The organism is Streptomyces sp. NPDC041135 (genome assembly GCF_055592085.1).
This window is the reverse complement of record NZ_JBVIYZ010000003.1, coordinates 339,682-359,899: the sequence shown is the minus strand read 5'-3', so window position 1 is coordinate 359,899 and position 20,218 is coordinate 339,682. Positions and strand designations below refer to the sequence as shown.

The following is a 20,218-nucleotide window of genomic DNA, read 5'->3' as shown; positions in this document are numbered from 1 at the left end:
GGCTCGGGCGGTGAGGTCGCGGGCCGGGAAGGAGCGATCGCTCGCTCACCCGGGCGTCACCGACCACTCCGGCGCCCCCGCGGACGGTCCGGGCGGCCGGGTCGCCGTGAAGCGGAAGACCGAGGACCCGCCCGCCGCCCAGCGGACGCGCAGTTCGTCGTGCCCGCGCGTCTCCACGGTCACGGTCCCGGCCAGGGGCGGGGGGTCCGGTTCGGCGGTGAGGCGGGCGAGGGCGACGAAGAGGGTGGGCCGCTCGCCCATGACGCCCTCCAGGTCCGCCGACAGGCCCGCGGCGGGCGCCAGTTCGGTCCGGGTCCCCGGCGCCGCAGTCCAGCCCGTCACCCTTACCGGGGTGCCGGGAGCCGCGCCGGCCACCAGGTGGGCCCGCACCTCCACCGCACCCTCGGCCACCACCAGGCTGGTGACCGTGACGCCGTCCCGGACCGTGTGCCGGGAGGCCGCCCAGCCGTCGCCGGTGCCCAGCGGCACGATGTCCGTACGGCTCGGATCGCCGCCGACGATCACGCTGTTGTCGTAGGTGCCGGCGGGCGCCGTGACCGTCGAGTAGGCCAGCCGGGTGTAGTACGGGTCGTAGCGGACGTCCTCGCTGCCGTGGTTGTGCAGGCGCACCAGCCCGTCCGCACGGGTGGACTGCACCAGCCAGTTGGGGGCGGCGAGCGGGGTCACCGCGTCCGCGCGCTCCGCCGGGCCCGGCTCCTCGGGCGCCGTCCACACCGGGTGTTCGGGCGGCAGCAGCAGGCCGAGGAAGCCCTTGCTCGCCCAGTACGGCGACCCCGGCCCCGAGTAGGGCTGCAGGACCGTCTCGTCGGGGCCGTGCCAGCCGAGGGTCAGCACGCCCCGGTCGTCGGTCGCGCCCCGCTCCAGGAAGTACCGCAGCGCGCCCGAGGCGAGCCTGCGGGTCTCCCCCGGCGCCAGCGGCGTACGGCCGGTCAGCGCGCCCAGCCAGAGCGGGGCGGCGGTGGCGAAGCGGTAGGTCAGGGAGCGGCCCTGGCGCACCGGGGCGCCGTCGCCGCCGAACAGCCGGGCGTAGCCGGCGAGGTGGGCCTCCAGGCGGCCGCCGTACAGCTCCAGCAGGGCCGGGTCGCCGGCGAGCCAGGCGTGCAGCACCGGGTAGAGGTGCATCGCCCAGCCGTTGTAGTAGTCGAACGTGCGGCCGTCGCCGTCGGTGTACCAGCCGTCGCCGACGTACCACCGCTCGATGCGTTCCAGGCCGCGGTCGACGGCCTTGCGGGCGGCCTCGGCCGCGTGACCGGTCCCGGCGAGGAAGCCGCCGACGGTGACCGGGAACAACTCCCAGTTGCAGGGCCAGGGTTCGGCCGTCAGCGCGTCGGCCAGCCAGGCCGCCGCCCGCTGCCGCACCGCGTCGTCCAGGCGGTCCCACAGCAGGGGGCGCGTCAGCCGCAGCGCCAGGGCGACGGAGGCGGCCTCGACCAGGGGCTGGCCGCGGTCCTCGACCCTCGGCCAGACGCCCGCGGTGCCCGCGGCCAGGCCCTCGGCGTACCGGCCGAGGACGGTCTCGTCCCGGCGCAGGGCGGCGAGCAGGAAGGTGCGGGCGTACCCCTCCAGGCCGTCGGAGAGGCGGCCCGACCGGCTCTCGCGGCCGCCGGGCAGGTGGTAGAGGGCGCGGTCGGCGGTGGCGTACGGCGCCACGGCGGCGAGCAGGCCGTCCGCCGCGGCCTCCCAGTGCGCCCGGGTGTAGCCGGTGCGGGGGCTGAGGGCGCGGTCGTCGGCGGGCAGGTGCGGCAACGCGGGTCGTCCTTCCGGGCGGGTGCTCGGGCGGCGGGGCCCGGGCCGCCCCGGTTCCGGTCGGGGCGACCCGGCACCCGGACCCGTGGCGGGGTGCCCCGGCCGGTGGACCCTACCCCCTTCCGCAAGCGCTTTCTAGAGCACGTTCCGGCCTCCCGGTGCGCCCGCACCCCCGCGGGGCGGGACGTATGTCCCGGTGGCCGGACGTCCGCCCTGGCCGGAGCCCGGGTGGACTAGCGTCGGGTCATGACCAGCGACACCACCCCCGGCCTCGCCGCGGCGCTCGCCGCCGAAACCCTCGTCCTGGACGGCGGCATGTCCAACCAGCTCGCCGCGGCCGGACACGACCTGAGCGACGAGCTGTGGTCGGCGCGGCTGCTCGCCGAGCGGCCCGAGGCGGTCACCGAGGCGCACCTGGCCTACTTCCGGGCGGGCGCCGACGTGGCGATCACCGCCAGCTACCAGGCCACCTTCGAGGGGTTCGGCAGGCGCGGGATCGATCGCGCGGAAGCGGCCCGGCTGCTCGCGCTGAGCGTGGAGCTGGCCCGCCGGGCGGCCGGACGGGCCCGCGCCGAGGGGATCACCCGCCCGCTGTGGGTCGCGGCGTCGGCCGGGCCCTACGGGGCGATGCTCGCGGACGGCTCCGAGTACCGCGGCCGGTACGGGCTGAGCACCGGCGAGCTGGAGCGCTTCCACCGGCCGCGCCTGGAGGTGCTGGCCGCGGCCGCGCCCGACGTCCTCGCCCTGGAGACGGTCCCGGACGCCGATGAGGCGGCCGCGCTGCTGCGGGCGGTGCGCGGGCTCGGGGTGCCGGCCTGGCTGTCGTACACCGTGGACGGTGACCGCACCCGCGCCGGTCAGCCGCTGGAGGAGGCGTTCGCCCCGGCCGCCGACGCGGACGAGGTGATCGCGGTCGGCGTCAACTGCTGCGCGCCCGGCGACGCGGAGCACGCCGCGCGGGTCGCGGCCCGGGTGACCGGCAAGCCGGTCGTCGTCTACCCCAACAGCGGCGAGACCTGGGACGCCCGGGCGCGCGCCTGGACCGGGAGCGGCACGTTCGGCCCGGAGCAGGTGGCCGTCTGGCGCGCCGCCGGGGCACGGCTGATCGGCGGCTGCTGCCGGGTCGGACCGCAGGCCATCGCCTCGGTCGCGCGCACGCTGCGCTCCGCCTGAACCGGCGCCCTCCCGGTGCCCGGCGCCGCCCGTTCGGACGTGCCGCGGTGACCGTGTACGGCCATGATCGTTGCCCCGGCATGAACCTCAGCACGCGCACCGCAGCCTCGTTCGCGCTCGCCGCGGTGGCCCTGGTCACCGCCTTCGGCACGGCTGGGGCCGCCACCCGGACCCTCGCCCCGGGACCGCACCGCGTCGCCGTCGCCACCCCCGGCGTCCGGGCGGACGGGCCCGCCCGGCCCGCTCCCGCCGGGCACTGAGCGGCCGGGCACCTCCCGCAGGGGGGCCCGGCCGCCGCGAGTCCCGGCGCCCCGGCCTCAGTCCTCCCGGTCCGGGTCCGCGCCGGGGTCCGGGCGGGCGTCCGGGCCGGGGTGGTCAGCGGTGACGAGCGCCTCCACCACGTCGACGGCGCTGCCGTCGTGGTCGCTGCCCGCGGTGCCGTCGCCGATCTCCACGTTGCCCGCGCGGTCCACCTCCAGGATCGAGTCGGCCCGCGAGTTGTCGATGACGGTGACCAGGCTCCCGGTGGCGGCCGCGGGCCCGGCGGCGGCGCACAGGAACGCCGCCGCGATCAGCGCGGCGGCCGCCGGCCGGGGGGCGGTACCGGTCACACGCCCACGCCCTCGGGCACCGACCGGTCCCGGGCGATGTTGCGCTCCAGCAGCCTGGTGGCCGCCTGGACGCCGATCCCCCTCGACGCGTCCACCTCCGGCAGCCGGCCGTCCGCCGCCTTCAGCCCGGCCAGCGCGGAGTCCACCGCCTCGTGCGCGGCGAACAGGCACGGCGTGCTGTAGATCGCTACGTCGACGCCGAGCGCGGACAGCTCGCCGAGCGAGAGCCGGGGCGACTTGCCGCCGGCGATCTGGTTGAACAGCAGCGGCTTGTCGCCCACGACCTCCCTGATCCGGTGGATCCACTCCACGCTGCGCACCCCGTCGACCAGGACGACGTCGGCGTCCGTGGCGGCCAGCCGCGCGGCGCGGTGCAGGATGTCGTGCTCGTCGGTGGCGTCCGTGCGGGCCACGACCACCAGGTCCCCGCGGGTGGCGAGCACCTTCTCCAGCTTCTCCAGGTACTCCTCCAGCGGCAGCACCTGCTTGCCGTCGGCGTGTCCGCAGCGGCGCGGCCGCTTCTGGTCCTCGAGGATCACGCCGGAGGCGCCGATGCGCTCGAGGCCCTCGACGACGTGGCAGGCGACCTCCGGGTCGACGTACCCGTCGTCGATGTCGACCAGCAGGTGGTGGTGCGGGAACGCGCCCCGCAGCCGCTGGACGAAGGCCACCATGTCCGGCCAGGCGATGAAGCCGATGTCCGGCAGTCCGTAGTACGACGCCGCGAACCCGAAGCCGGAGACGAACATCCCGTCGTAGTGCTTCGCCGCGATCGACGCCGAGTACATGTCGTAGACGCCGATCAGCGGTGTGGTCCCCGGCCCGGCGATCCGCTCGCGCAGCTTCTTCCCGTACGACACAGTCCGGCTCCTCCTGTGGGGGTGGCGCGGGTCCTCGCGGTCCCCGCGCCTCGACAGTCCTTTACCAGGACAAGAGCATCTCTGGGTCTTTACGTGACCTTCTCGCAGGACAGGCTTTACTCACCCCGATGGCGCAAGCGGTTCACCGGAGAAACGTCACGCGAGGACACCGGCCGCCCAGCCGATGCCCCCGCGCAGGTGGGCGAGGAAGTCCGGGTCCCGGTAGAGCTCGCGCGCGTGCCCGAGCGCGGTGTAGAACACCCGCCCGTCGCCCTGTGCGCGGCACCAGGCCAGCGGGTGGTCGGCGCCCATGCCGCCGCCCTCGTACGAGGACTCGTCGGCGCACAGCAGGACGCGCACCCGGTCGCGCGGGTTGTCGCGGAAGTCGTACCACTCGTCGGTGAGGTGCCAGGCGGCCGGCAGGTGCCGGGTGGCGGGGTGGGTGCGGTCCTCGGTCACGACCCGGCCCGGCTGGTACTCCGGGTGCCGCGCGAAGCGGGCGCCGAGCAGCGTGCCGTAGGACGGCCACCCGTACTCGGTGCAGGCCGCCGCGTGCACCCCGGCGAACCCGCCGCCCGAGCCGACGTACGCGGCCAGCCGGTCGCGGCCGGCGGGGGTCAGCACGTCGCCGCTGGTGGAGAGGAAGACGACGGCCGCGAACCGGTCGAGCGGCCGCTCCAGGTCCGCGGGGTCCTCGGTGTGCTCCGCCTCGAACTCCCCGAGGCCGCGCACGGCGTCCACGGCGTCCGGGATCGACTCGTGCCGGTAGTCGGTGGTGCGGGTGAAGATCAGCAGTCGGTGCGTCATGGCGTCCCATCCTGCCGCCCGGGCGGACCGGCGCCGCCGTGCGGGTCCCGCGGCTGTGCGGGTCCCGCGGCTGTGCGGTCCTGTCCGATTCGTTCAAGACCGGGTGGCGGGCCGCCGCCTACGGTGGCCGCATGACTCCTACGACTGCGCAGTGCGCCGTGATCGGCGTGGTGGTCTCCGACCTGGCCGCTTCGCTCGCCTTCTACCGCCGCCTCGGGCTGGACTTCCCCGCGGGCGCCGAGGAGCAGCCGCATGTGGAGGCCCGGCTGCCCGGCGGGCTGACGCTCGCCCTGGACACCGAGGACACCGTCCGCTCCTTCCACCCCGGCTGGCGCCCGCCGGCCGGGGGCGGGCGGATCTCGCTCGCCTTCCACTGCGGCTCGCCCGCCGGGGTGGACGCCGTCCACGAGGACCTGGTGGGCGCCGGGTACGACAGCGGGCTGAAGCCGTTCGACGCCTTCTGGGGCCAGCGGTACGCCACCGTGCACGACCCGGACGGCAACGGCGTCGACCTGTTCGCGCCGCTACCCGGCGGCGAGTAGCTCGCCCAGCGTCATACCGGCGAGGTCCCGTACGTCCCGGGCGAGGTGCGGCTGGTCGGCGTACCCGGCGCGGACCGCGGTCTCGGCGTAGGGCAGCCCGGAGCGGGCGAGGGCCAGGGCCCGTTGCAGCCGCAGGACGCGGGCGAGGGTCTTCGGGCCGTAGCCGAACGCGGTCAGGCAGCGGCGGTGCAACTGGCGGGCGCCGATGCCGAGTCCGTCGGCGGTGGCGGCCACCGGGCGGCCCGCGTCCAGCGCCGCGACCAGCCGTCCGAGCAGCGGGTCGGGCGGCTGCGGCAGGGCCGCCCGCTCCAGGGCGGCCTCCTCCAGGCCGGCCGCCGGGCCGGTCGCCGCCTCGACACGGGCCCGCAGCCGGCGCACCTCGGCGGCGGGCCACAGGTCGGCCAGGTCCACCCGCCGGTCGCGCACCTCGTGGGCCGGTACGCCCAGCAGGGCGGGGCCGGTGCCGGGGAAGAAGCGGACGCCCGCCCAGGAGCGCGGCGGGCCGCCGGGGACGTACGCGCGGGTGTCCGGGCCCGCGACCAGCAGCCGGCCCTCGCTCCACAGCAGGTCCATGCAGCCGTCGGGCAGCACGGGCCGGGCGGCGGAGTCCTCGGCCGTGCGCCGCCAGACCACCGCGCCGGCCAGCCGCGCGGGCCGTTCCCGGTACATGGGCGCCAGGCTACGCCGCCCGGCCCTGCCCGGCCGGGCCTACTGGTCGGACGGCGGGGTGTGGCCGTTGCTCCTGGGCCCGTGGTGGGTGTGCTTCAGGTGGGTGCGCAGGCGTGAGGTGACGTCCTCGGGGGGCAGGAAGCGGGACCAGCGCTCGGGGAACTCGGAGGGCATGTCCGGGTCGTCGGGGTCGGTCTCCAGGCCGGCGGCGGCGCGGGCGACGTACTCGGCGACCTGCGCCTCCCGCAGCCGCTCCTGCGCGGCACGGGCCGCGGCCGTGGCGGCGGCCGGCCAGACGCGGTCGATCGCGGCGTTGACGGCGGCGCCGACGAGCACGGCGAACGCGGACACACCGATCCACAGCAGGACGGCGACGGCGGCCGCGAGGGAGCCGTAGATCGTGGCGCCCTCGATGGTGTGGGTGAGGTAGATGCGCAGCAGGAAGCTGCCCAGGACCCACATCGCCAGGGCGACCAGGGCGCCGGGCACGTCCTCGATCCAGGGCGAGCGGACCGGCACCGAGACGTGGTACAGCGTCGTCAGGAAGGCGATGGACAGCACGATCACCACCGGCCAGTACAGGACCTGCACCACCGTCTCCGACCACGGCACCACCCGGACCACCGCGTCCGGCCCCGCCACCATCAGCGGCAGCGCGACCGAGCCGATCAGCAGGGCCACGATGAACAGCAGGAAGGCCATGATCCGGGTCCGCACGATGCCGCGGACGCCGTCGAGGCCGTACATCACGGTGATGGTGTCGATGAAGACGTTCACCGCGCGGGAGCCCGACCACAGGGCGAAGAGGAAGCCGATGGAGATGATGTCGGGGCGGCCGCCCTTCATCACGTCGTTCAGGATCGGCTCGGCGATCTCCTTCACGCCCTTGTCCGACAGGACGGTGCGGGAGGCGTCCAGCAGGTTGCTCTCCAGGCTGGCGATGGTGTCGGCGCCGGTCCAGTCGTCGACGTAGCCGAGCAGGCCGATCAGGCTCAGCAGCAGCGGCGGCACGGACAGCAGCGTGAAGAACGCCGCCTCCGCCGCCAGGCCGAGGATGCGGTACTCCATGCAGGAGTTGACGGTGTCCTTGAGCAACAGCCAGCCGGTCCTGCGCTTGGAGACGTTCCGGTACAGGGCTCTGGCCCGGTGGAGCCGGCCGCCGGGCCGCTCGGGGGATTCACTTGCTGGCTGCACGGTCCAACGGTATCCGCCGCGGCGGGACCTTCTCACCTCACGGGGCGGGGAGCGGGGCCGTCCGGTCCCGCCGGTGCGGGGTGGCAGCGCGGGGACGGGCCCGTGTGCCACCCTGGTGACCACCGCCGTCGCCCTTGAGTAGGTTCGCTGACATGGCAGGCAACACCACCCACACCGTGACGAACCAGCCGCCCCCGCTGGTCGGGTACGACCTCTTCACCACCGACCGCGCCCTCGTCGAGGCGGTCGAGCGCCACACCGATCCGTCGCTGCTCGAGGAGGTGCGCGCGGAGCTGTCCGGGCTCGGCCGCACCTCGGGCTCCGCGCAGGTGCAGGAGTGGGGGGCGCAGGCGAACGAGAACCCGCCCCGGCTGCGCACCCACGACCGCTACGGCAACCGGATCGACGAGGTCGACTTCCACCCGGCCTGGCACCGGCTGCTCGGCAAGGGCGTCTCGGCCGGGCTGACCGGCGCCTGGACGCGCCCGGCCGGGCATGTGCGGCGGGCGGCGGGATTCCTGATCTGGTCCCAGGTCGAGGCCGGCAACGGCTGCCCGCTGTCGATGACCCACGCGGCGGTGCCGGCGCTGCGCACCGACCCGGAGCTGGCCGCCGCGTGGGAACCGCGGCTGACCTCGGTGATCTACGACCGCGAGCTGCGCCCCGCCCACGAGAAGCCCGGCGCCCTGTTCGGCATGGGCATGACGGAGAAGCAGGGCGGCAGCGACGTCCGCGCCAACACCACCGCCGCGGTGCCGCTGGCCGAGGCCGGCACCTATCTGCTGACCGGGCACAAGTGGTTCTGCTCGGCCCCGATGTCCGACGCGTTCCTGGTGCTCGCGCAGGCCCCGGGCGGGCCCACCTGCTTCCTCGTCCCGCGCGTCCTGCCGGACGGCACCCGCAACGTCTTCCTCCTCCAGCGCCTCAAGGACAAGCTGGGCAACCGCTCCAACGCCTCCGCCGAGGTCGAGTTCGACGGCACCTGGGCGCGCCGGGTCGGCGAGGAGGGGCGCGGGGTGCGCACCATCATCGGGATGGTCGCCGCGACCCGGCTGGACTGCGCGCTGGGCTCCGCCGGGCTGATGCGGCAGGCGGTGGCGCAGGCCGTCCACCACTGCACGCACCGCCGGGCGTTCGGCGGCACGCTCGTCGACAAGCCGCTCATGCGCAACGTACTGGCCGACCTGGCACTGGAGTCGGAGGCCGCGACGGCGCTGGCCCTGCGGCTCGCGGCGGCCTACGACGACGGCGGCGAGACGGAACGCGCCTTCCTCAGGCTGGCGGTGCCGACCGCCAAGTACTGGGTGACCAAACGCTGTACGCCGGTCGCGGTGGAGGCCGCGGAGTGCCTGGGCGGCAACGGCTACGTCGAGGAGTCGGGGCTGCCCCGGCTGGTGCGCGAGTCACCGCTGAACTCCGTCTGGGAGGGCGCCGGGAACGTGCAGGCGCTGGACGTCCTGCGGGCGCTGCAGCGGGAGCCCGGCGCGCTGGACGCCTGCCTCCAGGAGATAGGGCGGGCACACGGCGCCGACCACCGCCTCGACCGGGCGGTGAAGGACCTGTTCGCCGAACTCGCCGACCTGGACGGCATCGAGGAGCGCGCCCGGCGGCTCGTGGAGCGGCTGGCGCTGGCGCTCCAGGGAAGCCTGCTGGTGCGCTACGCGCCGCCGGAGGTGGCCGACGCGTTCTGCGCGTCCCGGCTGGGCGGCGACCGGGGCGCGGCGTTCGGCACGCTGCCGAGCGGCCTGGACCTCGCGGCGGTGGTGGACCGGGCACGCGCGGTCGGCTGAGCGGGCGGCGCCCGCCGGTTCACCGGCTCGCCCCCGGCCGCGGCGGCCCGTCGCGGCAGCCGCGGGGGTGGTGCTGCGCCGACACGGCACCACCCCCGTGGCACGGGCCTGTTCGAGGCCGCGAACACCGCCCGGAGGCGGCGCCGTGGACAAGTCTCGGCCACGGTGCGGCGGTTCACCAGGGTTGCAAGGGGTTGCAACCCCGCGACAACTGTGCCGCGCCGGTGTGCCACCGGCACCCCCGGGCGGCACCATGGGACCACGACGCCGGACCGCAGAGCGCCGTCCGGCGCCCGACAGCCGTGTGCGATGCCTTCCCGGGGAGGAACCCAAGTGGTGGACCCGCCGATCGACGTGGCCCGACTGGCCGCCGTGGACGCGGCGCGGGCGGCGCGGGTGCTGAACGAGGTCCGCGAGGCCACGCTCGCCGGTGGACGGACGCGGTTCGCGCCCCGGCCGGTGATCGAGCAGTCCTGGGGACGGATGCTGCGCGGCGGCGTCGACCCCGACCACGACTTCCGGTCGGGGCTGCTGTCCCCGGACGAACTGCGGCGCCGGCGCGAGGAGTCACCGCTGCGGCACATCCTGCCGGTGCTGCGCGAGGGGCTGCTCTCGGTCGCGGACGTGGCCCAGCACATCATGGTGGTCGCCGACGCGGACGGCCGCGTGCTGTGGCGCGAGGGGTCGGCGCCGGTGCTGCGCAAGGCCGACGGCCTCGGCTTCGAACTCGGCGCCGACTGGCGCGAGGACGTCGTCGGCACCAACGGCCTGGGCACCCCGGCGGTGGAGCGGCGGCCCGTGCAGGTGTTCGCCGCCGAGCACTTCGTCCGCTCGCACACCTCCTGGACCTGCTCGGGCGCCCCGGTCACCGACCCGCGGGACGGCCGGCTGCTGGGCGTGGTGGACGTCAGCGGCCCGCTGGAGACGATGCATCCGGCGACCCTGGCCTGGGTCGACTCGGTGGCCAAGCTCGCCGAGGCCCGCCTGCGGGAGCGGCACCTGGCCGCCCTGGAACGGCTGCGCGCGACCGCGGCGCCGGTGCTGGCCGGGCTGCGGGGACGGGCGCTGGTGGTGGACGCCGACGGCTGGACGGCCGCGGTGACCGGGATGCCGTACCCCCGGCGGGTGGCGCTGCCCGCGTCCCTGGCCCCGGGGCGCCGGTGGCTGCCGTCGCTCGGGCCGTGCTCGGTGGAGCCCCTGGCCGGGGGCTGGCTGCTGCGGGCGGCCGACGAGCCGCCGGCCACCGCCACCCGGGTCGTGCTGGACCTGGGCAGGCCGCACCGCCGGTCGGTGACGGTGTCCGGCGCCGCGGGTTCCTGGTCCTGTGAACTGAGTCCGCGGCACGCGGAGTTGCTTCAGCTGCTGGCCGTGCACCGGGCCGGCCGCAGCGCGGCGGACCTGGCCGGGGCCCTCTTCGGCGACCGGTCCCGCACGGTGACGGTACGGGCCGAGATGTCCAGGGTCCGGCGGTACCTCGGGGCGCTCCTGGAACATCGGCCGTATCGTTTCTGCGAGGACGTGGAGGTCGAGGTGCTGCCACCCGGTGACCCCACCGGCCTGCCCTCCCGCCCGACCGGACCAGGCGCGGAGCGGGTGGAGACGCGTGAGGCGGCGCATGCAGCGGCGCGGGCGGAGGCCGCCGGGCGGGGCGGGGCAGCCGGCGGGGGCTGAGGCGGCCGGCGGGGGCCGAGGGGCCCGGGTCCGGCATCTCCCCACCTGGACCGCGTGGGGCCACATGCCCGAATCCGGAGGTGTCTTCCGCATATTTGCGCAGACTTCGACCCGCGCGGCCCGCACTGCCGTAGCATCCTTCGTGGGCCTCCCCACCTGCTCCTCGGTCAACATGCCGACCATCAGGCGCAGTTGGCCCGCTCGGGAGGAGACATGAAGTATCGCGGCAGACACCGCAGACGCAGGCGGGGCGCGGCACTGCGCGGCGTCCTGGCCGGGACCGCGCTGGCCCTGACCGCGGCCGCCACGCTGATCAGCACGTCGCAGGCCACGGTCGCCGAGGACCCCGGCGCCCTGAAGCCGCTGACCTCCCCGGCCGCCACCCGGCAGCTGCGCCTCCAGGAGCACCTGGTGCCCGGGCGTTCGCTGGACCGGCTGGCCGCCGCGATGGGCGCCCCGGTCGGTGTGGACGCGGTCCTCGGCGACACCGACGGCCACCTGCGCGAGGGAGCCGGCTGCGGCGCCGCCGACCGCGCGTCGCTGCCCTCCGCGCCCGCCGCGAGCCGCGCCTACTGCTGGGACCCGGCCGACACCGGCACCGCCGGCTGGCGGCCCGCCTCGGTGACCACGTCCGGGGACGCGGACGACGACGGCCGCTGGGGCCCGCACCGGGTGATCCTCACCGGCTGGACCCACGGCGCCGGCTCCGGCCCCGCCGCCGAGCGGGGCCTCGCCCGGGTCGCGGTCGTGAACGCCGACGACCCCGGCCGCCCGGACTACCGCTGGGTGCTGCTGGTGGTGCCGGTCGACGGCGGCCGTGACTACCGGGGCCTCACCTCGCAGGTCTCCGGCATGGTCTGGTACCAGAACAGACTCCTGGTCACCGCCCGCCGGGGCGCCGGGGAGGCGCTGTACGTCTACGACCTGAACCGCATCCAGCGCACCACCGTGGACGCCCCGGCGATCGGCCGCGTACCGGGCGGCTGGGCCGCCGACGGTCACCGGTACGTGATGCCCGCCGTCGCCGCCTACCGCTTCGCCTCCGGCCGGTGCGCCGCGACGGCGGCCCCCTGTCCCGGCGCGCTCGCCCTGGACCGCGGCTCCGCGCCCGACAGCCTGGTCCTCGCCGAGTCCACCCCGCCGGGCAGCGACCGGCACGCCCGGCTGTGGCGGTACCCCTTCAGCCGCGACCCGGCACGCGGCGGGCTGCTCGCCGCCGACGCCGCCGGGCGGGTGGACGCGAGCGAGGCGTACGAGACCCGGGCCGCCGGGATCACCGGGGTGCTCGCCCACCGTGCCCGCGGGGCCACCGGCTCCTCCTGGTACCTCGGACGCGTCTTCGGCTCCTTCGACGGCCGCGGCAGCCTGTGGCGCCAGGACGGCACGGGGGCCGAGGCGGCCCGCTGCGGCTCCGACTCCGGCCACCGCTGCTGGGCGGAGGGCGCCGGATCGCTGTCGTACTGGCAGGGAACGGGCACGGTGTGGTCGGTGTCGGACCGGATGCTCTTCTCGGTGCCGCTGGCGTCGGTGGACGACTCGCTGGGCTAGGGCGTCCGGGGGCCGGACGCGATCGACAGGTCCCGGCCCCGGATGATTCCCTGGCCCGCATGAACAGCGTTGCCCTGACCACCTGGTCCCTGGAGCAGACCTCCCCGGCCGACCTCCTGCCCGCCGCCGCCCCCGAAGGCGGCCTGCGCATCGAGCGCGCCGAGGTGCCCTCCCCCGAGTTCAGCCGCTTCCTCTACGCCTCGGTCGGCGGGGACATCTGCTGGATCGACCGGCTCGGCTGGACGTACGACCGGTGGCAGGAGTACCTGAACCGGCCGGGCGTCGAGACCTGGGTGGCGTACGACCGCGGCACCCCGGCCGGTTACGTCGAGCTGGAGCCGCAGGCGGAGGGCGCCGTCGAGATCGTCTACTTCGGCCTGATCCCCGCCTTCCGCGGCCGCCGGATCGGCGGCCACCTGCTCGCCCACGGCACGGCCCGCGCCTGGGACCTCGCGGACCGGTGGCCCGGACACCGGCCGACCGAGCGGGTGTGGCTGCACACGTGCAGCAGGGACGGGAAGTTCGCCATGGACAACTACCTGCGGCGCGGGTTCCGGCTGTTCGACACCAAGGTCGAGGAGGAGCCCGAGGTGGTCCCGCCCGGCCCCTGGCCGGGAGCGCTGGCCGGCTGACACCGGGCGCCCGGCTCCCACCGGGCCCCGTCGGCTCAGCGGCCGCCGGTGCCGGGGGCGGTGTCCTCCGTGCCCCAGCGCCGGGCGGTGCGGCCGCCGCGCCGGGCCAGGCCCAGCGCGGACAGCAGCCGCTCGTCCAGGACGGCCTCGCTGGGCACGCCTCCCTCCTCGTAGGCCCGCCGGATCAGCCGGGCGGCGCAGCCCATCACCCGCACCAGCGGATCGCCGGGGCCCAGGGCGTACGGCGCCCAGACCCAGTCGTGGCTGCCGTCGGCCAGCGGCCCGGACCACTCGCCGGGCGAGCCGTCCCGCAGGGCGTCCCGCGTCGCCGGCAGCCGCACCAGGTCACCGAGGAAGCAGGCGCTCGGCAGGGCGGCGTCCTCCTCCCGCGCCATCACGTCCAGCAGGGCGAGCGCCGCGACCGGGGTCCTGATCCGGCCCAGCATGTGGACGGCCTCGGACCGGCCGGGCGCCACCGCGCGGCGCAGCGCGGGGACGGCGATGTCGCCCATGCCCACGAGCGCGTCGGCCAGGTCGGAGCGGTCGGTGAACCGGTCCGGCGTCTCGGAGGCGGGGTCGAGCAGCAGCGCCGCCAGTTCCCCGGCGGCACGGGGCAGCGCGGTCGCGGCGAGCGCGCTCACGGCCGCGGCCCGCACCGGCCCCGGGACCGGGTCCGCCGCGGCCGTCCGCAGCTCCTCGAACACGGCGTTCCCCCGGGGCCGCGGGTCGCGGGCGAGCGCCCCGAACGCCGCCGCCGGCGAGGTGACCTCCAGGTCCGCGCGGGCCTGCCGGAGCGTGGCCCAGGCGTCCGCGATGACGGCGTCCGCCAGCGCGTCGTCCACCCGGCCGGCGTCGGCCAGGCACTCCAGAGCCAGCAGCGCGTCGTAGCGGCGCACGTCCTCGATCATCGGCGAGCAGTCGCCCTCCGCGCTGCCGAACCACAGCCGCACCGTTTCCCGCCAGCGCTGCGGGTCCGCGCGGTGGCGCTCCAGCAGGCCGGGCCAGTCGCCGGCGAGTGCGGTGGCGGCCAGGTACTCCTGGAGGGTGAGGTGGGCGAACTGGTAGCGCTCGTCGCCGGCGACCCGGATCAGCAGCCCACTGCGCTCGACGATCTCCACCAGCACCCCCTTGGCCTGCTCGACGGGTTCGCGCTCGGCCGCCAGCGCCTCCTCGGTCCACTCGCGCACCGCGCCGACGCTCAGCTCGCGTCCCGTCCCGTCGCCGGTGAGCGCGTCCTGCGCCCGCAGCCCGAGCCGGCGCAGCACCGCCCGCTTGACCTCGGGCGGGAACAGGTTGCCGAGCCGCTCCCGGTCGCCGACGAAGACGCTGGTCACCTGCTGGTAGAACTCGGCACGGGTGCGCGGCAGGGCCTTGCCGGTGCCGGGGTACACATGGGTGTACAGGTAGGCGATCATCGTCAGCAGCAGGGGGTTGCGGGCGAGGGACATCAGCCGGGGGGTGTCCTGGAGGGCCCGCAGCAGCCGGTCGACGGAGTCCTTGGCGAACTCCCGCGGCCAGGGCCAGTCCGCCAGGAAGCGCCGGATGAGGTGGTCGCTGAACTCCTGCACGGCGAGGACCTGGTCGAAGGCCTCGATCAGCCGGCCGCGGTGCGCGGGGTAGACGGCGGTCCGGCAGGTGACCACGATGCGGACCTTCCCGCTCACGGTGGCCAGCTCCCTGATCTTCTCGACCGTCTGGGGCCGGCGCTGCGCGGGCACCTCGTCGAGGCCGTCCAGATAGAGGGCGATACGGCCCTCGCGCAGGCGTTCCCTGATCCAGTCCGGCCGGACGCCGGGGCAGTCGTGCTCCTCGAAGTGCCGGACGAGATGGTCGGTGAAGTCGGTCTGCGTGAGGTCCAGCAGGTGCAGGTCGACGAGGACGGGGACCGGTTCCGGCTCCGCCGTCCGCCGGGCGCGCGCGCCGCGGCCCCGCGACGGCCACGGCAGCCGCGGCGATGCCCTGCCCCGGCCGCCTCCGTGTCCCGCCGGGGCCACCGGTGCCGGCGCGGCCGCGGGAGCGACCGGTTCCCGGCGCCGCAGCGCCCACCGCAGCACCGTGTGCTTCAGCAGCATGCTCTTGCCGGCCCCGGGGTCGCCGCACACCACAGCCCGGCGGACCCGCTCCAGGGTCTCCGAGGCGTCGTGCCCGCTCTCCTCGTCGCCGGGCCCGGCGGTGGCGCGCGGCCCCTCCACGACCCGCAGCGGAACGTAGGCGGAGCTGGTGGACAGCCGCTGGATGCGGTGGTCGGCGAACGGGACGGGGAAGTCGCGGTGGCGGTCGTAGAGCGCGTCGGCGTAGCGGCGCAGCAGCCGGTGGTCGGCGCCGAGGAGGCGGGCGAGCCGGGAGCCGGAGCGGGTCAGCAGGCCGGTGGCGGCCGGCTTGAGCACGTCCTTCAGCGCCGTGGCCAGGACGCCGAGCACCAGCGCCCCGACCGCCGAGGCCCACACCCACAACTGCCCCCACACCGGCGCCCCCTTTGTCCAGCCCATGCAGAATAGGGGCGATGCGGTGCCCCCGTCACCGAGGCGCCTGGAGTGACGCAGGCCACCTCGTCTCATCATTCAAAATACTTTCGTCCGCATGTTGGACGATGGTGGACTGCCCAGAGATCCCCGTGACACGCTTCCGTCATGTCCGGAACTGGAATTGCCTTGGTGAGTCGGCGTCACGTCGACCTCGGCCGCATGTCCAGCGCCATCTGTCCGGCGAGCTGATCTCGCCCTGGTGGCCGCAGGCCACCGGCTGAGCACCGCCGACTCCCCGTAACCGCCTCCGCCCGCGCACGGCCGCGCACGTCTGCCCCGACGTGCCCGGGCACGGGTCCGAGCCGCTTCCGCCTGTCCCGAAGGACGTACCAGCCATGGCCGCCACCCCGCAGAACCCTGCCGCCTCAGCGCCCCGCCGCAAGGTGAGTCGTCACCGCGGTGAGGGTCAGTGGGCCGCGGGGCACTTCACCCCGCTCAACGGCAACGAGCAGTTCAAGAAGGACGACGACGGTCTCAATGTGCGGACACGCATCGAGACGATCTACTCCAAGCGCGGCTTCGACTCGATCGACCCGAACGACCTGCGCGGCCGGATGCGCTGGTGGGGGCTGTACACCCAGCGCAAGCCCGGCATCGACGGCGGCAAGACCGCGGTGCTGGAGCCGGAGGAGCTGGACGACGAGTACTTCATGCTGCGAGTGCGGATCGACGGCGGGGCGCTCACCACGCGGCAGCTGCGGGTGATCGGCGAGGTCTCGCAGGAGTTCGCGCGCGGCACGGCCGACATCACCGACCGGCAGAACGTGCAGTACCACTGGATCCGGATCGAGGACGTGCCGGCGATCTGGGAGCGGCTGGAGGGCGTGGGCCTGTCGACCGTCACCGCGTGCGGCGACACCCCGCGCGTGATGATCGGCTCGCCGGTCGCCGGCATCGCCGAGGACGAGATCATCGACGCCACCCCCGCGCTGGAGGAGATGAAGCGCCGCGTCCTGAACAACCCGGCGTACTCGAACCTGCCCCGCAAGTTCAAGACGGCCATCTCGGGATCGCCGCTGCTGGACGTGGTGCACGAGATCAACGACGTGGCGTTCGTCGGCGTACGCCACCCCGAGCACGGGCCGGGCTTCGACGTGTGGGTCGGCGGCGGTCTGTCCACCAACCCCAAGCTGGGCGTGCGGCTGGGCACCTGGGTCTCCCTGGACGAGGTCCCGGACGTCTACGAGGGCGTCATCTCCATCTTCCGGGACCACGGCTACCGCCGGCTGCGCACCCGGGCCCGCCTGAAGTTCCTGGTCGCCGACTGGGGCGCGGAGAAGTTCCGGCAGGTGCTCGAGGACGACTACCTCGGACGCAAGCTGACCGACGGCCCCGCCCCGGAGCAGCCGGTGCAGCAGTGGCGCGACCACATCGGCGTGCACCGGCAGCGGGACGGCCGGTTCTACGTCGGGTTCGCCCCGCGCGTCGGCCGGGTCGACGGCGCCACCCTGACGAAGGTCGCCGACCTCGCGGAGGCGCACGGCTCGGGCCGGGTGCGGACCACCGTCGAACAGAAGATGATCATCCTCGACGTCGAGGAGGGCCAGGTCGACTCGCTGGTCGAGGGCCTGGCGGCGCTGGACCTCACCGCCCGCCCGTCCTCCTTCCGGCGCGGGACGATGGCCTGCACCGGCATCGAGTTCTGCAAGCTCGCCATCGTCGAGACCAAGCAGCGCGGCTCCCAGCTGATCGACGAACTGGAGCGCCGCCTGCCGGACTTCGACCAGCCGATCACCATCAACCTCAACGGCTGCCCGAACGCCTGCGCCCGTATCCAGGTGGCGGACATCGGTCTCAAGGGCCAGCTGGTGCTGAACGAGCGGGGCGAGCAGGTCGAGGGCTACCAGGTGCACCTGGGCGGCGCCCTCGGCCTGGAGGCGGGCTTCGGCCGCAAGGTCCGCGGCCTGAAGGTCACCTCGGACGAGCTGCCCGACTACATCGAGCGGGTCCTGAAGCGCTACGAGTCGGAGCGCGAGAGCGGCGAGCGCTTCGCCACCTGGGCCGCCCGGGCCTCCGAGGAGGCTCTCTCATGAGTGAGCGTGCGGCTCCCTTCTACTGCCCCTACTGCGGGGACGAGGACCTGCGTCCCCACGAGCAGAACCACGGCGCCTGGGAATGCGCGGCGTGCAACCGCGCATTCCAGCTGAAGTTCCTCGGGCTCCTCGCCCGGGGTGTTCAGCGAGCCGACCACGGAGGGGACGAGCGGATATGACGACGGCTCAGGAACTGCGCGGTGACGAGGAGTTGCGGGCACTGGCCGAGCAGGCCGGCCGCGACCTGGAGGACGCCTCCGCGCTGGAGGTCCTGCGGTGGGCGGTCGACACCTTCGGCGAGCGCTTCTGCGTGACCTCGTCCATGGAGGACGCGGTGGTCGCCCACCTCGCCTCCCGCGCCCGGCCCGGCACGAAGGTGGACGTGGTGTTCCTCGACACCGGGTACCACTTCCCGGAGACCATCGGCACCCGTGACGCGGTCGAGGCCGTGATGGACGTCAACGTCATCACCCTCACCCCGCGGCAGACGGTCGCCGAGCAGGACGCCGAGTACGGCCCCCGCCTGCACGACCGCGACCCCGACCTGTGCTGCCGGCTCCGCAAGGTGCTGCCGCTGGAGCGGGGCCTCGCGGGCTACCAGGCGTGGGCGACGGGCCTGCGCCGCGACGAGTCCCCGACCCGGGCGAACATCCCGGTCGTCGGCTGGGACGAGAAGCGGCGGAAGGTGAAGATCTCCCCCATCGCCCGCTGGAGCCAGGACGACGTGGACGCGTACGTCGCCGAGCACGGCGTACTGACCAACCCGCTGCTGATGGACGGCTACGCCTCCGTCGGCTGCGCCCCCTGCACCCGCCGGGTGCTGCCGGGCGAGGACGCGCGCGCCGGCCGCTGGGCGGGACGGGCGAAGACCGAGTGCGGGCTGCACGGATGACGGCCACCGCGCTTTCGACGAACCAGGAGAACCACGTGACGACCGGAGCCACCGTCTGGCTCACGGGTCTGCCGAGCGCCGGCAAGACCACCATCGCGTACGAGCTGGCCGGCCTGCTGCGGGCCGGGGGGCACCGGGTGGAGGTGCTCGACGGCGACGAGATCCGCGAGTTCATCTCGGCGGGCCTCGGCTTCAGCCGCGAGGACCGGCACACCAACGTGCAGCGCATCGGCTTCGTCGCCGCACTCCTCGCGCGCAACGGCGTCACGGTGCTCGTCCCGGTGATCGCGCCCTACGCCGACAGCCGGGACGCGGTGCGCAAGCGGCACGAGGAGGCCGGCACCCCCTACCTGGAGGTGCACGTGGCGACCCCGGTCGAGGTGTGCTCGGTGCGTGACGTGAAGGGCCTGTACGCCAAGCAGGCCGCGGGCGAGCTGACCGGGCTCACCGGGGTCGACGACCCGTACGAGGCACCCGAGGTGCCCGATCTCCGGATCGAGTCGCACAACCAGACCGTGCAGGAGTCCGCGGCGTCGGTGCGCGCCCTGCTCAGCGAGAGGGGACTGGCATGACGGCCGTCGCCGCAGTCGAGGAGGGCACGGCCAGCCCGTACGCCCTGTCGCACCTGGACGCGCTGGAGTCCGAGGCGGTGCACATCTTCCGCGAGGTGGCGGGTGAGTTCGAGCGGCCGGTGATCCTGTTCTCCGGCGGCAAGGACTCCATCGTCATGCTGCACCTGGCGCTGAAGGCGTTCGCCCCGGCCGCCGTGCCGTTCTCGCTGCTGCACGTGGACACCGGGCACAACTTCCCCGAGGTGCTGGAGTACCGCGACCGGACCGTCGCGGAGCACGGGCTGCGGCTGCACGTGGCCTCCGTCCAGGACTACATCGACCGCGGGGTGCTCAAGGAGCGCCCCGACGGCACCCGCAACCCGCTCCAGACCCTCCCGCTGACGGAGAAGATCCAGGGCGAGAAGTTCGACGCCGTCTTCGGCGGCGGCCGCCGCGACGAGGAGAAGGCCCGCGCCAAGGAGCGGGTGTTCTCGCTGCGCGACGAGTTCTCCCAGTGGGACCCCCGCCGCCAGCGCCCCGAGCTGTGGAACCTGTACAACGGCCGCCACGCCCCGGGCGAGCACGTCCGCGTCTTCCCGCTGTCCAACTGGACCGAGCTGGACGTCTGGCAGTACATCGCCCGCGAGGACATCGAACTGCCGCAGATCTACTTCGCGCACGAGCGCGAGGTGTTCCGGCGCGGCGGGATGTGGCTGACGCCGGGCGAGTGGGGCGGTCCCAAGGAGACCGAGACCGTCGTCAAGCGCCAGGTGCGCTACCGCACGGTCGGCGACATGTCCTGCACCGGCGCGGTCGACTCCGACGCGACCACGCTGGACGACGTCATCGCCGAGATCGCCGCCTCCCGGCTGACCGAACGCGGCGCGACCCGCGCCGACGACAAGATGTCCGAGGCCGCGATGGAAGACCGCAAGCGCGAGGGGTACTTCTAG

20 protein-coding genes are annotated in these 20,218 nt (G+C 75.0%); 13 read left to right on the top strand and 7 right to left on the bottom strand.

Annotation, left to right across the window (positions count from 1 at the left end; genetic code table 11):
* Positions 1-45: 45 nt before the first annotated feature.
* Positions 46-1,767, bottom strand: coding sequence for a DUF2264 domain-containing protein (locus tag ACZ6CZ_RS09840; protein WP_469017293.1), 1,722 nt, complete (start codon positions 1,765-1,767; stop codon positions 46-48).
* A gap of 246 nt (positions 1,768-2,013) precedes the next feature.
* Between ACZ6CZ_RS09840 and mmuM the strand changes: the two genes are divergently transcribed.
* Together mmuM and ACZ6CZ_RS09830 are read left to right on the top strand one after the other, a co-directional pair.
* A complete protein-coding gene (gene mmuM, locus ACZ6CZ_RS09835; RefSeq protein ID WP_469017290.1) occupies positions 2,014-2,940 on the top strand; it encodes a homocysteine S-methyltransferase in 927 nt (308 codons plus the stop codon).
* Positions 2,941-3,020: 80 nt separating this feature from the next.
* On the top strand, positions 3,021-3,200 hold the full coding sequence (locus ACZ6CZ_RS09830; protein WP_469017287.1) for a hypothetical protein: 180 nt from the start codon (positions 3,021-3,023) through the stop codon (positions 3,198-3,200).
* Positions 3,201-3,257: 57 nt separating this feature from the next.
* Here ACZ6CZ_RS09830 and ACZ6CZ_RS09825 read toward each other — a convergent pair whose 3' ends face one another.
* The 3 genes from ACZ6CZ_RS09825 to ACZ6CZ_RS09815 all read right to left on the bottom strand — a co-directional run bounded on the left by ACZ6CZ_RS09825 (position 3,258) and on the right by ACZ6CZ_RS09815 (position 5,218).
* Positions 3,258-3,551: a hypothetical protein gene (locus ACZ6CZ_RS09825; protein WP_469017284.1), complete on the bottom strand. Its 294-nt coding sequence runs from the start codon at positions 3,549-3,551 to the stop codon at positions 3,258-3,260.
* Positions 3,548-4,411: an isocitrate lyase/PEP mutase family protein gene (locus tag ACZ6CZ_RS09820; protein ID WP_469017281.1), complete on the bottom strand. Its 864-nt coding sequence runs from the start codon at positions 4,409-4,411 to the stop codon at positions 3,548-3,550. Before ACZ6CZ_RS09820 ends, ACZ6CZ_RS09825 begins: the two co-directional genes overlap by 4 nt.
* 156 nt (positions 4,412-4,567) lie before the next feature.
* Complete coding sequence (locus ACZ6CZ_RS09815; RefSeq protein ID WP_469017279.1) at positions 4,568-5,218, bottom strand: ThuA domain-containing protein; 651 nt, start codon at positions 5,216-5,218, stop codon at positions 4,568-4,570.
* Positions 5,219-5,349: 131 nt separating this feature from the next.
* Here ACZ6CZ_RS09815 and ACZ6CZ_RS09810 point away from each other — a divergent pair, with 131 nt between their 5' ends.
* A complete protein-coding gene (locus ACZ6CZ_RS09810) occupies positions 5,350-5,760 on the top strand; it encodes a VOC family protein (protein WP_469017277.1) in 411 nt (136 codons plus the stop codon).
* Here the strand turns inward: ACZ6CZ_RS09810 and ACZ6CZ_RS09805 are convergent.
* Both ACZ6CZ_RS09805 and ACZ6CZ_RS09800 read right to left on the bottom strand, forming a co-directional pair.
* Positions 5,743-6,429, bottom strand: a complete 687-nt coding sequence (locus tag ACZ6CZ_RS09805; protein WP_469017274.1) for a helix-turn-helix domain-containing protein — start codon at positions 6,427-6,429, stop codon at positions 5,743-5,745. The two genes, ACZ6CZ_RS09810 and ACZ6CZ_RS09805, sit on opposite strands and share 18 nt — an antisense overlap.
* Before the next feature lie 39 nt (positions 6,430-6,468).
* Positions 6,469-7,623: a YihY/virulence factor BrkB family protein gene (locus ACZ6CZ_RS09800; protein WP_469017271.1), complete on the bottom strand. Its 1,155-nt coding sequence runs from the start codon at positions 7,621-7,623 to the stop codon at positions 6,469-6,471.
* Between the two features lie 152 nt (positions 7,624-7,775).
* Between ACZ6CZ_RS09800 and ACZ6CZ_RS09795 the strand changes: the two genes are divergently transcribed.
* The 4 genes from ACZ6CZ_RS09795 (at position 7,776) to ACZ6CZ_RS09780 (ending at position 13,264) form a co-directional block, all read left to right on the top strand.
* Positions 7,776-9,413 (top strand): acyl-CoA dehydrogenase family protein, encoded by a 1,638-nt coding sequence (locus tag ACZ6CZ_RS09795; RefSeq protein ID WP_469017268.1) that lies wholly within the window; start codon positions 7,776-7,778, stop codon positions 9,411-9,413.
* A 309-nt stretch (positions 9,414-9,722) separates the two neighbouring features.
* Complete coding sequence (locus tag ACZ6CZ_RS09790) at positions 9,723-11,084, top strand: helix-turn-helix domain-containing protein (protein WP_469017265.1); 1,362 nt, start codon at positions 9,723-9,725, stop codon at positions 11,082-11,084.
* Positions 11,085-11,297: 213 nt separating this feature from the next.
* Positions 11,298-12,632 carry a hypothetical protein gene (locus ACZ6CZ_RS09785; RefSeq protein WP_469017263.1) on the top strand — a complete coding sequence of 445 codons (1,335 nt, stop codon included), beginning with the start codon at positions 11,298-11,300 and terminating at the stop codon, positions 12,630-12,632.
* Between the two features lie 59 nt (positions 12,633-12,691).
* Positions 12,692-13,264 carry a GNAT family N-acetyltransferase gene (locus ACZ6CZ_RS09780; protein ID WP_469017260.1) on the top strand — a complete coding sequence of 191 codons (573 nt, stop codon included), beginning with the start codon at positions 12,692-12,694 and terminating at the stop codon, positions 13,262-13,264.
* Between the two features lie 35 nt (positions 13,265-13,299).
* Here ACZ6CZ_RS09780 and ACZ6CZ_RS09775 read toward each other — a convergent pair whose 3' ends face one another.
* The gene (locus ACZ6CZ_RS09775) at positions 13,300-15,753 is read right to left on the bottom strand and encodes an NACHT domain-containing protein (protein ID WP_469017257.1); all 2,454 of its coding nucleotides are present in this window, start codon (positions 15,751-15,753) and stop codon (positions 13,300-13,302) included.
* 141 nt (positions 15,754-15,894) lie between these two features.
* Here ACZ6CZ_RS09775 and ACZ6CZ_RS09770 point away from each other — a divergent pair, with 141 nt between their 5' ends.
* From ACZ6CZ_RS09770 to cysD, 6 genes are all read left to right on the top strand, one after another.
* Positions 15,895-15,978: a putative leader peptide gene (locus ACZ6CZ_RS09770; protein WP_309486338.1), complete on the top strand. Its 84-nt coding sequence runs from the start codon at positions 15,895-15,897 to the stop codon at positions 15,976-15,978.
* Positions 15,979-16,124: 146 nt separating this feature from the next.
* A complete protein-coding gene (locus tag ACZ6CZ_RS09765) occupies positions 16,125-17,822 on the top strand; it encodes a nitrite/sulfite reductase (protein WP_469017254.1) in 1,698 nt (565 codons plus the stop codon).
* Positions 17,819-18,001 carry a hypothetical protein gene (locus ACZ6CZ_RS09760; protein WP_469017251.1) on the top strand — a complete coding sequence of 61 codons (183 nt, stop codon included), beginning with the start codon at positions 17,819-17,821 and terminating at the stop codon, positions 17,999-18,001. The genes ACZ6CZ_RS09765 and ACZ6CZ_RS09760 overlap by 4 nt, the downstream gene beginning before the upstream one ends.
* Positions 17,998-18,714 (top strand): phosphoadenylyl-sulfate reductase, encoded by a 717-nt coding sequence (locus ACZ6CZ_RS09755; RefSeq protein ID WP_469017249.1) that lies wholly within the window; start codon positions 17,998-18,000, stop codon positions 18,712-18,714. The genes ACZ6CZ_RS09760 and ACZ6CZ_RS09755 overlap by 4 nt, the downstream gene beginning before the upstream one ends.
* Complete coding sequence (cysC, locus tag ACZ6CZ_RS09750; protein WP_469017247.1) at positions 18,711-19,286, top strand: adenylyl-sulfate kinase; 576 nt, start codon at positions 18,711-18,713, stop codon at positions 19,284-19,286. Before ACZ6CZ_RS09755 ends, cysC begins: the two co-directional genes overlap by 4 nt.
* Positions 19,283-20,218 carry a sulfate adenylyltransferase subunit CysD gene (cysD, locus tag ACZ6CZ_RS09745; RefSeq protein ID WP_469017245.1) on the top strand — a complete coding sequence of 312 codons (936 nt, stop codon included), beginning with the start codon at positions 19,283-19,285 and terminating at the stop codon, positions 20,216-20,218. Before cysC ends, cysD begins: the two co-directional genes overlap by 4 nt.

Coding starts and splice junctions, on each gene's coding strand:
- ACZ6CZ_RS09770 (WP_309486338.1), top strand. CDS start 15,895: ATGTCCGGAACTGGAATTGCCTTGGTGAGTCGGCGTCACGTCGACCTC.
- ACZ6CZ_RS09810 (WP_469017277.1), top strand. CDS start 5,350: ATGACTCCTACGACTGCGCAGTGCGCCGTGATCGGCGTGGTGGTCTCC.
- ACZ6CZ_RS09765 (WP_469017254.1), top strand. CDS start 16,125: ATGGCCGCCACCCCGCAGAACCCTGCCGCCTCAGCGCCCCGCCGCAAG.
- mmuM (WP_469017290.1), top strand. CDS start 2,014: ATGACCAGCGACACCACCCCCGGCCTCGCCGCGGCGCTCGCCGCCGAA.
- ACZ6CZ_RS09830 (WP_469017287.1), top strand. CDS start 3,021: ATGAACCTCAGCACGCGCACCGCAGCCTCGTTCGCGCTCGCCGCGGTG.
- cysD (WP_469017245.1), top strand. CDS start 19,283: ATGACGGCCGTCGCCGCAGTCGAGGAGGGCACGGCCAGCCCGTACGCC.
- ACZ6CZ_RS09795 (WP_469017268.1), top strand. CDS start 7,776: ATGGCAGGCAACACCACCCACACCGTGACGAACCAGCCGCCCCCGCTG.
- ACZ6CZ_RS09790 (WP_469017265.1), top strand. CDS start 9,723: ATGCCTTCCCGGGGAGGAACCCAAGTGGTGGACCCGCCGATCGACGTG.
- ACZ6CZ_RS09780 (WP_469017260.1), top strand. CDS start 12,692: ATGAACAGCGTTGCCCTGACCACCTGGTCCCTGGAGCAGACCTCCCCG.
- cysC (WP_469017247.1), top strand. CDS start 18,711: ATGACGGCCACCGCGCTTTCGACGAACCAGGAGAACCACGTGACGACC.
- ACZ6CZ_RS09775 (WP_469017257.1), bottom strand. CDS start 15,753: ATGGGCTGGACAAAGGGGGCGCCGGTGTGGGGGCAGTTGTGGGTGTGG.
- ACZ6CZ_RS09760 (WP_469017251.1), top strand. CDS start 17,819: ATGAGTGAGCGTGCGGCTCCCTTCTACTGCCCCTACTGCGGGGACGAG.
- ACZ6CZ_RS09785 (WP_469017263.1), top strand. CDS start 11,298: ATGAAGTATCGCGGCAGACACCGCAGACGCAGGCGGGGCGCGGCACTG.
- ACZ6CZ_RS09805 (WP_469017274.1), bottom strand. CDS start 6,429: ATGTACCGGGAACGGCCCGCGCGGCTGGCCGGCGCGGTGGTCTGGCGG.
- ACZ6CZ_RS09755 (WP_469017249.1), top strand. CDS start 17,998: ATGACGACGGCTCAGGAACTGCGCGGTGACGAGGAGTTGCGGGCACTG.
- ACZ6CZ_RS09815 (WP_469017279.1), bottom strand. CDS start 5,218: ATGACGCACCGACTGCTGATCTTCACCCGCACCACCGACTACCGGCAC.